The organism is Halobacteriovorax sp. ZH5_bin.2 (genome assembly GCF_043196375.1).
In the GTDB taxonomy this organism is placed as follows: domain Bacteria; phylum Bdellovibrionota; class Bacteriovoracia; order Bacteriovoracales; family Bacteriovoracaceae; genus Halobacteriovorax_A.
Genome location: NZ_JBEBMJ010000002.1, coordinates 460,357 through 474,451 on the forward strand (window position 1 = coordinate 460,357; position 14,095 = coordinate 474,451).

Annotated in this window: 10 protein-coding genes; 8 read left to right on the forward strand and 2 right to left on the reverse strand. The window is 37.4% G+C overall.

The window, feature by feature from the left end:
• Positions 1 to 47 precede the first annotated feature (47 nt).
• From ABMA76_RS07360 to ABMA76_RS07390, 7 genes are all read left to right on the forward strand, one after another.
• Positions 48 to 5,057 carry a hypothetical protein gene (locus ABMA76_RS07360; RefSeq protein ID WP_392907539.1) on the forward strand — a complete coding sequence of 1,670 codons (5,010 nt, stop codon included), beginning with the start codon at positions 48 to 50 and terminating at the stop codon, positions 5,055 to 5,057.
• A gap of 144 nt (positions 5,058 to 5,201) precedes the next feature.
• Positions 5,202 to 6,266, forward strand: coding sequence for a hypothetical protein (locus ABMA76_RS07365; RefSeq protein ID WP_392907537.1), 1,065 nt, complete (start codon positions 5,202 to 5,204; stop codon positions 6,264 to 6,266).
• Positions 6,267 to 6,352: 86 nt separating this feature from the next.
• Positions 6,353 to 7,114 (forward strand): hypothetical protein, encoded by a 762-nt coding sequence (locus ABMA76_RS07370; protein ID WP_392907535.1) that lies wholly within the window; start codon positions 6,353 to 6,355, stop codon positions 7,112 to 7,114.
• Positions 7,115 to 8,050, forward strand: a complete 936-nt coding sequence (locus ABMA76_RS07375; protein WP_392907534.1) for an endonuclease/exonuclease/phosphatase family protein — start codon at positions 7,115 to 7,117, stop codon at positions 8,048 to 8,050.
• A 66-nt stretch (positions 8,051 to 8,116) separates the two neighbouring features.
• Positions 8,117 to 9,400: a S8 family serine peptidase gene (locus ABMA76_RS07380; protein ID WP_392907532.1), complete on the forward strand. Its 1,284-nt coding sequence runs from the start codon at positions 8,117 to 8,119 to the stop codon at positions 9,398 to 9,400.
• Positions 9,401 to 9,490: 90 nt separating this feature from the next.
• Complete coding sequence (locus ABMA76_RS07385; RefSeq protein WP_392907529.1) at positions 9,491 to 10,255, forward strand: hypothetical protein; 765 nt, start codon at positions 9,491 to 9,493, stop codon at positions 10,253 to 10,255.
• A gap of 67 nt (positions 10,256 to 10,322) precedes the next feature.
• Positions 10,323 to 10,904, forward strand: a complete 582-nt coding sequence (locus ABMA76_RS07390) for a hypothetical protein (RefSeq protein ID WP_392907527.1) — start codon at positions 10,323 to 10,325, stop codon at positions 10,902 to 10,904.
• On the opposite strand, the gene ABMA76_RS07395 is transcribed toward ABMA76_RS07390, so the two are convergent.
• A complete protein-coding gene (locus tag ABMA76_RS07395) occupies positions 10,901 to 12,529 on the reverse strand; it encodes a PhoU domain-containing protein (RefSeq protein ID WP_392907525.1) in 1,629 nt (542 codons plus the stop codon). The genes ABMA76_RS07390 and ABMA76_RS07395 overlap by 4 nt on opposite strands.
• Before the next feature lie 29 nt (positions 12,530 to 12,558).
• Positions 12,559 to 12,882: a hypothetical protein gene (locus ABMA76_RS07400; protein WP_392907523.1), complete on the reverse strand. Its 324-nt coding sequence runs from the start codon at positions 12,880 to 12,882 to the stop codon at positions 12,559 to 12,561.
• A 300-nt stretch (positions 12,883 to 13,182) separates the two neighbouring features.
• Here ABMA76_RS07400 and ABMA76_RS07405 point away from each other — a divergent pair, with 300 nt between their 5' ends.
• Entirely contained in the window at positions 13,183 to 14,079 is an 897-nt protein-coding gene (locus ABMA76_RS07405; protein ID WP_393061280.1) for a hypothetical protein, read from the forward strand.
• Positions 14,080 to 14,095 lie beyond the last annotated feature (16 nt).

The following is a 14,095-nucleotide window of genomic DNA, read 5'->3' on the forward strand; positions in this document are numbered from 1 at the left end:
AGGCGTCGAATTTCACGAAAAGTGAATGGGTAGGAAAATGTAAACCAATGAAATTTAAAATAAGTTTACTCACATTCATAAGCACACTGATGCTCCTTACATCTTGTATGGAAGCGGCCAATAACCGCCGCTCTAATCTAGATTCAAATGACTCGGAACAAGAGTCTTCAGATTATATTGTCGAAAATCCTACTGACCCTTCATGGTATGCCAAAGGCCAATATGTTGATGGTGCACTTACCCTTAACTCTGAAGATACGGGCAGCATCTATCTTGTTGGCGGAATTGTTAATAACTACATCGTTTCACAAGATAAGAAGAACTCAGTATTTTGTCTAATTGGATCAATTAATACGGCAAGCTCAACAGGTGTTGATAAGAAGCCTCAAGTGAGACTTGTGGCCACTCCTATTAAGTCAAGTAAGTCACAAGAAACAAGTTTAAGAATTAATATTGCTAATGCTGCTGACAACGCTGCTTTTTGTGGTGGTGATAATATCGTAAGCTACACTTCAACAGGATCATCTGTACTAGTTGATGCAAATGAAGCGGCCTATAGCCTAGCGACGATTTGTCCTGAGTGTTCAACAAGCTTTACAACGATAAAACTGACGCTTCACGAGTCTGTTTATGGTATTTTAAAGCAAGCACCTGTTTCAAGTACTTCAGTAAACCTCTCTAGCCTATCTATCACGACGAATGTTAATGGATCTTCGACAACACCAGGTGGTAGTTGTACGAATACTTCATGTCAGCAACAAGGTTACAATTGTTGCCTAAATGGCCAATGTGTTATTGATGGTGAAGTTCGCCCTGAAACAGATCAAAATAGCTCTGCCTACAAAACTGCTTTAGCAGAGATTCTAGAAGATGCTAATAGCTTCAAAAATTATCCTGAACTATTCTATGTATGTCCGATTAATATCGATCCAGATGAAGATGATAACGACGGTTCTGATGGTGACCCTATCGACGATGCCAACCAACAGTTATTAAAAGATATTGAAGACTACAAGTGTCTACTTGGACAGCTTGATAGCTGTGATCCTGATCTCGACAGTGTTCGTGTAAAAGTATGGCAGAAGTGTGGATGTTCATTTGAGCCAACTTACATCGGTGGAGAACTACAACTAGATTCTCGCTGTATTGATTATGGCCTAAAGGCCGAGAAAAACTCTAACGGTAATATTTTAAATATACAATGTGATATTCCTGTTGCTGAAAATGAAGATAAGCCTTTCCAAAACTTATCAGTACTAGTTTCAGGAAAAAGTGCCCCTCACCGCTTCTTCTCTCTTGCAGGTACTCCTTATGATGATCTAACAGAGATCCCAGAAGGAACAAATCAAGAGGGAGATACATTCTACTACCTAGATGATGCTAACAAGGCCGGGCCTTTAGAAACATCATATAATATGAATGCAGTTATTGGTCAGATGACACTTGATCTTCAACAAGCTCAACCGGCCAAGGCCATTGATGTAGAAGTTGATAAAGTTTATATCGTTTCAGTTACAAGTGGCTACGCGACTCCTTGTCCATACTGCCAACAAGATGCTTGGCAAAAAGTATTTAGCTCACAACCTGAGACAAGTAAGGGCTACGGTCTAACTTGGCGTGGTTACACGACAGATCGAGCTGCCATTGGAAGTAATACGACATACGGTAACTATGAAGATACTATTTTTGGACGTGCATGTTGGGTTCCTCCAACAATGCTACCTAGTTCACATATTAGTTATGCAGATGCCGGTGTTCAAAGAAGAAATCGACTTGAGACTCAAGCGGCCATGTTTGTTAATGGTTACCAAAGAGATTGGTATGGATTCAATCAGGGTGCCCTAATCGGATCATTTGATGGAGTTTCATGGTTCTCAGTTGGAGCAGGAAGACGTGTTCGCTCAACAACTCAAAAGCTTTTCTTAGCAATCAATGCTCCATTTGCAGACCTTGCTCAGAATACAAATTATACAGTATCTGTAGTTGAAGACCTTGGTGGACAAACAGCAGCAGATTACGACTGGGACTTTTCAAAAGACCCATCAGCAGCAGGACAAGGATATGGTGCTAGTTGCCAGTATATGCATGCCTGTAATGTTGATAGTGACTGCGTTGCCAAACTTGGATGGGAATATGCCTGTGCTCAAGTAACTGACGTTAAAACAAATTGGCCAAAATTTGATATTGATGCATTTGAAAGAAATAACTATTCAAGAGAAGGTGTTTCACTCTCTTCTATCTTAAATACAAATATTAGTAGCGGGCAGAATAAGAGATGTGTTTACCGTGGAGCAGGTTCTCTGTGTAAGCTAAGTCCAACAACTAATGTAAAGAAATCAACTCATACAAAGCTTCTAACTTGTGCACCAAATTTTTACTGTGCGGCCCTAGACTCAGCAAGCTTTTCAAAAGAACTTATTCGCTCACCTAATGAGCCAACAGCAATTCTCTACGGACAAGCGGCCAGTGTTCTAGGCAGACCAATTAGTTATAGTAATCGTGGCGAAGAGCTACCGACAAATATTCAGCAGGCCATTGCTGCTAACCTATCTATTTACGCAGCATCTGGAACATTTGGACCTGGAGATGTTGGACTTTGTGTTCCAGGACGATCAACTGATACAACAAATGGTTTTGAAAGCCGTCACGAATCTGAAGATAATAAGAACCGAACTGACTATATCTCTCAAATAGCTTCTTGTAATGAAGATGCAACAGGAGTGAATCGTACACGTTCATGTCCAGTATTTGATACTGATGGAAATTATGTAACAGTTGAAGATGCTTCAATCAATGTGCCTTCTATTTTACAAAATATGTGTTCGGCAGCTTCTGTTGACACAGACGAGTCCTCTTCTTTCAAATCAATTGAAGCAGGACTTATCCAAGATATCCTTCAACTACAAACAGAAACACTTGCAGCAAATGCCTGTATTAGAAGAGCAGGAGCTGTTTGCCATACAAACTTAGACTGTGGGCCTAACCGCCTTCATGCAGATGTTGCCAGAGGACTCTCACCTGCTAGCTTTGGAGACACAATAGCAGAGCAGAAGTTTTGGGAAGAAGAACTAGTATGTGGGCAAAGCCAACAAGAGCCTCTACTTAATACAATTCTTGCTGGTAGTTATTATAACTACGACATGGGACAAAACCGTTGTTGTCGTGAAATTTCAAAAGACTTCACAATGTACACTCAAGTTGAGACAAATACTGCATTCCCTGGTTATGACTCACAAAACGAGGCCCTAAACACAAGAATAACGTCTAATGACTCTCCAGATGCAACAGGACGCTACTCACGCTATATTGCTTCAGAAACTTATAACACAAGTTCAGTTGAGATGAAGATTGAACCAGGAGTTCTACCTGATAATGGGCAGGCCCTAATTATCAATGAAACTGGTCAATCAAATTGTTGTGGCGGTGGTTTCATTAGAAAGTTTGAAGATGGAACAAATAACTGGACAGCTGGTGGACGCTTAAATCTTTCACCGACAAAGTTGGCTTGTCTAAACTACTCAATGAAGTCTTGGCGCGAAGAGCTTCAACCACTCTATCGCAATAACTGGCTAATGGAGTACTCTTTCATGAGTTCAATTGGTGGATACCGCACTTATAATGGTGAAGTTGGACAACCATTTGTATGGCTTAGACCAGGTGATCCTATTGGTAGTATTCAAGCAAATATTGATGCTAACTCTAGCGCCACTCCTGAAAATATCAATACGACTTCGGCCATTGATGGGCGTATTAGTTTCTACCCTGCAGATGAGTCGGGAACGCTATTTAATACAAAAATAGCATTTGGACTTTATCAAAATACAGGTTTCAATGACACATTCAATGCACCTTACTCACCAGTCGTTGTAAAACCAGCAGGTTTCAATAACCCTATTGCTCCGGCACTTGGCGCTGATGATCTTGAACAACAAACTCTTGCAATTTATATCCCTGATTATGTAGATGGTGCATCGATTAATGATGTTATCTTAAACTATATCACTGATCCAGATGCAACAGATTTTTCAGACCTTTCAACACACGATGAAGCAGCGATGACTGAAGTTATCTGTCCAAGCGTTGCAGGAGCTGAACTTGCACTTGCTTCAATTGGTCAGCCTGCTTACTGTACAGTTACAGAAAATAACTTAAGATATATGTTCTTTAGAATTAATAATGACCTACTTTCGGCTCCTACACCAATGCAGATTGGATGGGTATCTTTCAGATATAACTTCCCAGCAAGTGCATTTGGAACGATTCCAGGTGGACAAAAGTATTACGAGAGTATCTTTGAAAGATATGAACTTCTTGGTGTACCACAAGTGACGTATGAGGCCATTCGTTGTAATGATGAAAAGGCCAATCCACTCGCTCATACTTCAAATGAAGGACGCCTTGTTGAAGGTATCTATAATGAAGTAAGTGATCCATTCTTTACAGATCCTGATCGAATTCCAGCAACTGATCCAAATATTGGAACTGCTGATGATATTGATAACCAAGTCTATTATAAGACTGATGGATCAACGATTGCCCTACCACAAATCTTTGCGGCAAACGATTTTAAATGTTGTTCAAAGCTTGGAACAAATGTCACGGATCCAGGTTCAATGTGTTGTTCAGGCTTTGGTGTCTTAAATGAAGATAATACTTATGAATGTCGCCTACCTAGTGGGACAAATATAAATACTTATTTAAATCTATTTATCTCTTCTGAAGGTATCGTAACTGAAAGTGCCGATATGTCTCTTGATCCAGAAAAACACTACGATCTTAGAACAGGATTTCCTCTGGTTGAGGGTGCTAACGCCGATACTGTTAAATCGAAACTAAATCAAATCGGTAACCGCTTTTGTCAGCTTGGAAAAGTAAGAACTGGTAGCGCCTTTGATAATTACTACCCACAGCCTGCAGCTGGTTACTTTACTGAAGATACACAACTGAAAGGCTATAACTCAATTGTCGATTCAATGGATGACTTAACAGCAGATGATGCAAACTACTCAAGCTTCATTAAAGGCTTCCGCTGGAATCACCACTTCTACTGTGAATAAGATTCATACACTGTTCATTTCTTAGACAGAACAATCTTCACACTTAACTAAAATTCAACAACTTACCCTATCAGAATTTTGGCACACCTATTGCTTTACACATAGTATCTAATTTTAAAAATGAAAAAAGCAAATGGGGAAACTATGAAAAAGCAAAATCTATCAACACTGATTAAAGTTGCCATCTTCACTGGATTAATTCCACTTTCGGCCTATGCAAATATTTGTACGATCGTAGAGAGAAAGTTTGAAAGAAAAGGTTTTGAGAAGATTAGTGACTTCGATAAAGATTTCCAAGAAAGGTACAATAAGTATAAAGAGAGATGTGATCTTGAAAAGTATAAGATTGCAGAAGAAAAGTTTCAAAAGAAACAAACTAATATTGCAAAAGATGAACAGAAACATGCTGACTTTATCAAAGATCGTGAGTCAATTGAACTTACAACAGAAGATCTAAGAGATTACTACGATAACTCACCTATTATCGCGTACCGTGCATCACTAAAGTATAAGATATTTGACGGTAACAAAGAGATCTATCTTCAAAAGGTTTCTGATCCAAATGCTATTTGCCAAAACATCCTTGGTGACAAAAAAGCAAAAGCAAAGAGTGCACTAATTTCTATTGCTGAAAAAGAGCATATGGGACAAGTTAGAACTCCTCAAGAAGTTAGTGACCAGTTAGAGTCAAGATTTGATGGTGCTGGATCTTCAGCTGCCTTTAAAATTACAAAGAGAGGGATCTTTGATCTTGGTGATAATGTAGAGGCAGGAACAGTTACAGAAGATTTTGAAACGTCGAGAAAGGACCGTATGGAATTTAATGCAGACCTTAGAGTTCTTCAGTCAAACGGTAAGATTTCAACATTTGCAAGCGATATTAGAGCACTTGAGTTCTCTAAATTAGAATGTATTAACAACCCAGTAAATGAAAAAGATACTTTAGATGATATTGAAACAAAGGCAACAATTGAAACAAGAGTAAACTCTGCAAAGATTGATAGCGATGAAGATGAGCAAAAAGTCATCGTAAAGTTTGAAGCTCAAGAAAAGCAAAACTTCATGGCCCAAAAAGGAAATAGTGATCGTGTAAATCCAAACCAGCCAACGATCAATGATATCCGCAGAGGTGAAACAACAGAAAAGTACACAGTTGATGATCAGATTGACTTTATCCTTGGAGGAAAAGTTAACTCAAGATCACAATAATAAAATACCCCTCCCCCCTTTAAAGGCCCGTATAATACGGGCTTTTTTATTTTGAGAATTATTCAAATTCCATATACAATTTAGATATGAATAATTACTTTAAAGCACTTCTCGTTACTAATATCGCTCATATCTCACTTGCGCTAGGCCCTCAAGTTCCACCAAAGGTGATTGAAGAGGTTGAGTTTAAGCCACATATGGTTGAACACCTAATTAAAGGATGTCCTGAGAATTCAGCATGTACTGCAAAAATGGGTGCTATATCAGAGGAGTTCAAGGAGACTTTCTTAAAGGGCAGTCTAAAAATGAAGAAGAATTTTGCAGCTAAGCATGGCCTTCCCTTTACATTCTGGACAACTCTTCCAAAAAATAATAACACGATAACATACCAATCAAAATGTAACTTTCATCATCCACAAAAAGATAAATTTGGAAAGATCATCAACGATAGACAACCAATCTACGAAGGGATTAGATTTCTTAAGAGCACAAAAGAATTAAAAGACTCTCAAGATATCCTTCCAAATATTATGTTTAAAGAAGGACAAGAAAAACCAATCATTATACCACGCCACACTCTTCCCTTTTATACAAATGGGAATGCTATTTTCTTTCAGCAAGAGTATCGCGGAGTCGATTTTAAATTTAAAATTGAAAATGAAAAAATCACTCTCCATACAACAACTCTTGAAAACCGTGAAATACAAGGCGCAGTTTGCAGCGAGGAACTCTTAGCTAAGTTTAAGAAAATCAATAGTCAAAAGCTCTATCAAAGTGCATATTGTAAACTAATCTATGATGCAAAAGCGAAGAAGTACTTTCGCTATATTTTTGGATGGAGCTGTTAATTGCAACAGAAACAAATAGAAGAAATTGAGCTTTGTGTTTACAATCTAGAAAATCTCTTTATTAAGGATGCTCTCGCTCATCCACCAAATCTCAACTACTTCAAATCACCATTAAATCTTAATCAGCTTCGTACTGTTTTTAATGAGATCAATGCGGATATCTACGCATTAACGGAAATTGGCTACATTGAAAGCCTCCATTACTTCAATGATAACTACTTATCAAGCGAGTATGAAATCTATCACAACCAAGGAAATAGTGATCGTGGGATTGAGAATGCATTCCTGGTAAGAAAAGGACTTCCTTTTTACTTTGAGCACCTATCTCATACTGAAAAGGAAATCGATTTTATCTTACACGAGGAAGATGAGACTAATTACTTTCTCTCAAGAGACTTCTCTCACCTGCGAATTTTTAAAGATCAAGAAAAAACACAGCACATAATGAGTCTATTGAATGTTCACTTAAAGTCACAACGTGATGATGACACCGGCCATGACTTTCGTTCAGTTAGACGAAGAAAGGCCGAACTTGAGTTATTGGTTCACGTCTATAAACAAGAATGTACACTCTACAATGAGACCCCTGTAATTCTATGTGGTGACTTCAATGGTAATGCTTCAAGTGAAAATACAGACGATGAATTTACTTCACTGTATAGTGAAACAAATCTCAAGGATGTTTTGGGAATCTTCCAACTTCCACTAGAATACCGAACGACATTTTATCAATTTGTTGGGCAAGCGGCACACCCGTTGCAGCTAGACTACCTTTTTATCGATGAAAAGTTTAAATCTCAAATCGCTGATGCGGCGGTTTATCGCTACCGCAACTCAGTAGGTAAAGTATTAGGGCCACCGCGCAAACGCTCTGATATTTGGAATAATCCCTCTGACCACTACCCTGTTTATGTAATTTATAAGCTATTGAAATAAGATTAAAGAATCCTAAAATTACGCGATGCAATTGCAAGGATGAAAAAGATCATTTAAAAATTTTCTATGCATCAAATCACACAACACATACTAATCTGGCTTCTTGCGTTACCAACTTTTGCAACATCTGTTGTTGCTATTAGTGATAATCAAATTGATATCAACCATATCGATCTAAAGGGTCAACTCTATACAAATCGACTTGAGTATAGCAATGGCAAGGATAGCGACCAAAATGGTAAAATTGATGATGTTAATGGGTGGAATTATATTCAAAACTCAGCAGAAGTTTTTGACTCGAGCCTGATTGGAACTTTTGATCCTAGAGTTTTTGAATACTACGAAGTTAGAAAGAGGAAGACTCTTAAAACGGCAACTGAAAGTGAACTTGAGTGGTACAAAGAAATTCGTAAAGATGATGATTTTATGGATAGTCGAGATGATTTCTCTTCTTATACTCACGGCTCACATGTTGCATGCTTGGCCATGAATACAAAGGCACTGCCTTATGAATTAAAGTCTAATGATATTCAATTTCTTCCAATTCGCTATCTCGGTGACGATCCTGTTGGACTATTTGCAAAGAAAGAATTTGTTCCTAGTAAGAATAAGAAGTCATACCTTAAGATTAGAAATATTGAAAACTATCTTGCTTACTATCAAGATTGGATGATCACTAAGATGAGTGAGACAGTGAAATACTCGTCAAATTTTTCGAATATTTACCATGCCTCTTGGGGACAGAGCTGGGAGCCGGCCTACGATATGATCAATGGTCACTTCCAAGAAGAATTCGATCTGAGTGAAAAAGAGGTTAATAAAAAATACGAAAAGCTCATCACTCAAATGCGTGATGATTATATGAATGGCCTGATGATCAAAGGCCTAGAAGTTGTAAAGTCATATCCAAAAATGCTTTTTGTATTCTCTGCTGGAAATAAGAAGGATGATACCGACACTTTTCTTCACTACCCTTCGTCGATCATTGCAGATAATGTGATCTCAGTAGCTGCAATTGACGAACACAATAAGGATAAGGCCTACTTTTCAAATTTTGGAAAGAAGACTGTGACTATCTTTGCACCAGGAGTTGCCATTAGCTCATGTACTCCAGGAGATCGCTATGTTCCAATTAACGGAACATCTCAAGCTGCACCACAAGTGACGAATACTGCTGCAATGATCTTTGCCATGGCCCATTACTACAAGAAAGATATTGATGCCTCTATGGTTAAAGACATACTAGAGAAGTCGGCCAAGAAGCTGACTACTTTGAACAACCTTTGTACAAGTGGTGGAACCCTTGATCACGAAAGGGCCCTAGGGCTTGCTCGTTATTATTTCAAATAATTTCTAAGCTAAATATTCATATGAAATGAGCATATTTTGCCTAAACCTCTTATCTGTTTTGACGATAAGAATAGATAAGAGGTGGATCATATGAACAAATTAGCAACTTTAATCTTACTATCTTCATTAATGAGCTGTGCTACAGGCACACATCATACTGAAACAATTGAAAGCAAAATTGCAGGTTTTGAAGACCGCTCTGATAGTGAAATCAACCCAATCCCCTCTTATAAGGTTAGAACCTTTAAAAAGAAAAGTCGTGGGCCAGCAAGTGTTGGACAAGAGCCAACAAAAGATATTTCAAAACTCGATAATAAGAAAGTTTACTTTCTTTCACTCTATGAACAGTACCTAACATTTTCGCAGCTCTATCCAAGCTTTAAAAAAGAAGTTAAGACCTGTGCATACTTTCACCAAGAATTCATCTCTTACAATGATAAACCTCGTATTTGGGATTATCAGTTGAAAGAAGAGATTGACGACAATATTGAAAATATCGTTTGGCACCTACCATATAATGGAGAGCGTGCTAATAAGAGTACTCTCCCACTTGCGATGCAAGAGCATATGGATCGTACTCACTATGAACTAACAAAACTATGTGACAATGGCTTCTCTGATAATTACTACGTTTTTGAGAACTACATCACTCTTGCAAAAAGTGATAAGGTTGCAGCAGGGACAAGTGAAGGTGCCAACTCACTAGTTAAGACAAGTTTAGTTTTCAATAAGCTTCTAATTGATAACCTCTCAACGAAGAAAAAAGTTAATGTTGGACGAGGGCTTGCCTCAAATACTGAAGAGATCGAATATACAGATATTTCATTCAGACGAATGCAAGCACTTTGGTTTTAGGAATCTTTAACTAAATTAAGCCTTACCGACCTTTTAATTAAGATTAAGTAGAACCTATCATATTTCTATGAAAGCTCTACTAATGATACCCTTAATCTTCGTAATGACCTTATCTTGTACTCAAGAGCGCCCTAAAGAATCGCGTTTATCAGAGATAACGAGAAGTTTCTATGAGATTCCTAACTTCTTCGATATTGAAATTGTCTCCATTGATGTCCAGAGTGAGGTCATAGACGAGAATTATAATTGCTATGAGTATAAGTTAGACATAAGCTTGCGGGCGAAAGAAGACCTCCTTACACTAAGACCAAATCGGCCATTCGGAAAATATCGCATTAGAACGACAAAGGGAGAAGAATTTATACCCATTACAAATACAAAGCTTGAACTCGAAAAAGAAATTCAATATTACGAGGGCCAAATTGATCAGGTTGCTCTTATTAAGCAGTGTGTACGAATGCGTGGAAAGAAGTGCATTCGTTACCGTAAAGTTAAGGCCTCTCGACGACACAAGGAAAGTATGATTGATCGAAAGATTGCCTCGACAAAAAAATTCTTTCCTTATGAAATAAATAAGAATCAAAATACGATCGTGAGAGAGTTACCAATTATTGTGTGTAAGAATGAATTAACCAATATGTGGAATTAGATAACACCAGTTAGGAGTAAGTAAACTTCTCTAACATTAGCACGTACCACTGAAATCGATGTCATCATATCCGAATAATAGATATGTTTGCGTCCATCCTCTTTATGATGAACTTTCGCAAAGTCCTCTCTTTCAGTCATAAGATGTCTCTTAAGTTCTCGAGTACTAACAACAACTTCGTTGATCTCTTCTTCAGTTGCAACTTGCCCCTTATAGACAGCAATGCTTCTTTGATAGAGAGATTGTACTTCAGAAAAGTAGCTTAGTAGACGGTCTGTTTCATCAGCTGATAACTTCCAATTCTCATAGTACTTAGTAAGCATCGTTGTAAGCTTATCGAGACTATCTGCTAATTGTTCAAGGTCTGAGGCAATCTGCATCAGCTTGATGGCATTGCGACTCTCAACTTCTTCAGCACCGTTAGCAATTACTTTTGAGATAAAATCATTAATCTCTAATTGAATATTATCAATAATTTTTTCGTAATCTTTAATCTTTGCAAGAGCTCTGGCGCCTTTGGTAGGACTTTCAATATACTCGTGACATTTTTCAAACATTCTTGAAACAATATCTAATAACTTTCCAATCTCTAACTCGACTAATACATAGGCCATTGTCGAAGAGATATGTCTTCTCTCCCCCAAAAACTTAAGCTTAGGACGATCCTTAAACTTCGCATCTGGATACATTCCTTTAATCAATTCAGACACAATATTCTTAAAGAAAAAATAATTTAATATTGCTAATGAGATAACAAAGAATTGTCCCACTATAATGAGACCAAGATTTCCCACAGTTGTTTCAACATTGTGGTCAATGATGACAATAAGTAAGAAACTAGCAAATGTAGCAACTAAGTAGTGAACAAGAGGATGAAGAGAAAGCCTAATCGCAAGGGGTCTCGCAACCTTTCGTGCAGTATTAAAATTAATAAAGAACGAACTTAGTGTTGATGCACAAATAATTGAAAAACAAACACTAGCTGGAAAGACTCTCGTAAATATCATGACAACAGCAATTGCTAACGTCATTGTTTGACTTCTTAGAATGAAAGAGATCACACTTCCAATAACAAATCCAATCAAGAGATTTGTAAATAAAGAGTAGTCAACGAATCTCACCACAAGGTCTTGAACGAAACTCCAAGTCAGAAGAGAAACTAAGCTCTCATGCATGACCGAAATTCCTAAGAATAGGAAAGCTAAACCAAATAGTAATTTTGTGAGTTTTCTTACAAAACGCTGAGAAAATATCAATCCAATAATAAGAGCAAATGCCATTAAATTTAGTGCTAACTCTTGCCTTGAGAGCATTAATATAAGAAAGATAGCAACTGCACCAATAACTGAACCAAATAGCATTGGTATCACGCGATTCTTTCTTATAAGATTTGCATTTACTAAGCCTACAGTCACGATATTGGCCATTGTCGGTGAAAAAGCTAAAAGACTAAGCCTTGCCCCATTCCAAAAGTTGACGACAAAGTTCTTACCATCAATATCCGAGGCAATATGCTTGATTGCACCAGAGCCCAGACTCTGTATTCCAGCAGAGATGATTCGTTGTCCGTAATAAAAAATAGCGAGGCCTGAAATGAAAAATAAAACCGTTTGCAAGTATTCCATGACTTATTAGATACAAATCCTTATGTGATTTACGAAGTGGCCTTGGCCAGCCAAATAGGGATAATAATATAGAGTATTGTATCTCGGATCAAATAAAATAGGAAAAAATAAATAAAAGCTTTTGGGCCCTTGTTCCAAAGTCCTTCAATACCTAAATATTGGATCTTCTTAGACATGGCCACCATAAATTTTGTTTTACCATAGTGAGCGATAAAGAATGAGATAGCACCATCGACCTTGCGATCAAACGCTAGGAATGGAGCCTTTAGTCGCTCCAGAAAGGACTTTAGCGCAGTTTTCTGCTCTGGTTTCTTCTTATCTACTTCGTTTGCATTATTAGTGATTGAGCTCATGATAGGCACAAATTAGCAGAGAATTGTAGCTGTGAAAAGGATTTTAGGCATCTTTGAACAAGTATTGATGACACCATATAGTTTTTCTATTGGCGCCCAATCCAGACATATAAGATAGTAATATTATGGAAGAAGCTATTGACTAATACGCTCAGACAATACAAATTAGGTCAACTTCACATAGAAATTATAAAGACGGATAAAGAAAAACAGGGTCTACAATTCCATGACACTTTTAGGTATCGATTTCGGTAATCTAAGTCACAGGAATCATAGACGACACAGTGCAAGGACGATTTTTTGTTACAAAAAATACACCTATTAAACATTCAAACGAAGAGTGAAAATATACCAACTCACCTACTAAAAATGCCAGGTGCGTTTGTTCTTATTACATGTCAAAGAACGATTATCTTAACGACATCAGAATTCTCTCAAGAAGATACTCAATTAGGTACATACTACTTTGGAAAAAAAGCATACCACTTTCTATTAGAAACAATATGCGGCCTACAAAGTAAACTCAAAGGTGAAAGTGAAATCGTAGCTCAATTCAAAGAGGCCTTTTCAAATTACCTTAAAGAAGATATTCGTTCTTCACTTATTCTTAGAGTTTTAGAAAAACTTTTCAAAGATGCTAAAGAAGTAAGAAAAGAACACCTCATTAAGATTGGACAGCAATCTTATGCTGGTATTACAAGAAGAATCATTCAATCAAAGTACGATTCTGGTGATGTCCTTATTTTAGGATCAGGACAACTAGCTAGAGATTCAATTAAGCACTTGATGAAAAAGTATAATGTTTACATTAGTGCAAGAAACCCACAAAAAGTACAAGAAATCATCAACGATTTTCCAAATATCAATATCACGGCAATTGAGTGGAAGAACTATAATGAATACTTCAAATTCAATAGCTATGTGAACACAATTGGATGTTCTGGAAAGATCTTTGCTGAAGAGTTCTTTGCTGGTCACTGTCCTAGTAACTCAATCTTTGTCGACCTTGGCTCTCCTTCTGTCATTGATACACAATTTGATAAGAAGCAAGGTGTTTACCGTTTAGGAGATATTCTTAACCACGGTAAAATGTTAGATGAAGAAAAAATTGAGAAACTAGATCAAGCAAAACTGGCCATTGAATCTCTTGTTGAAAAGAGAGCAAAGCATCTGGCAAACGTTCGCGCAAATCTTTAGTTTTAATTAACTCACA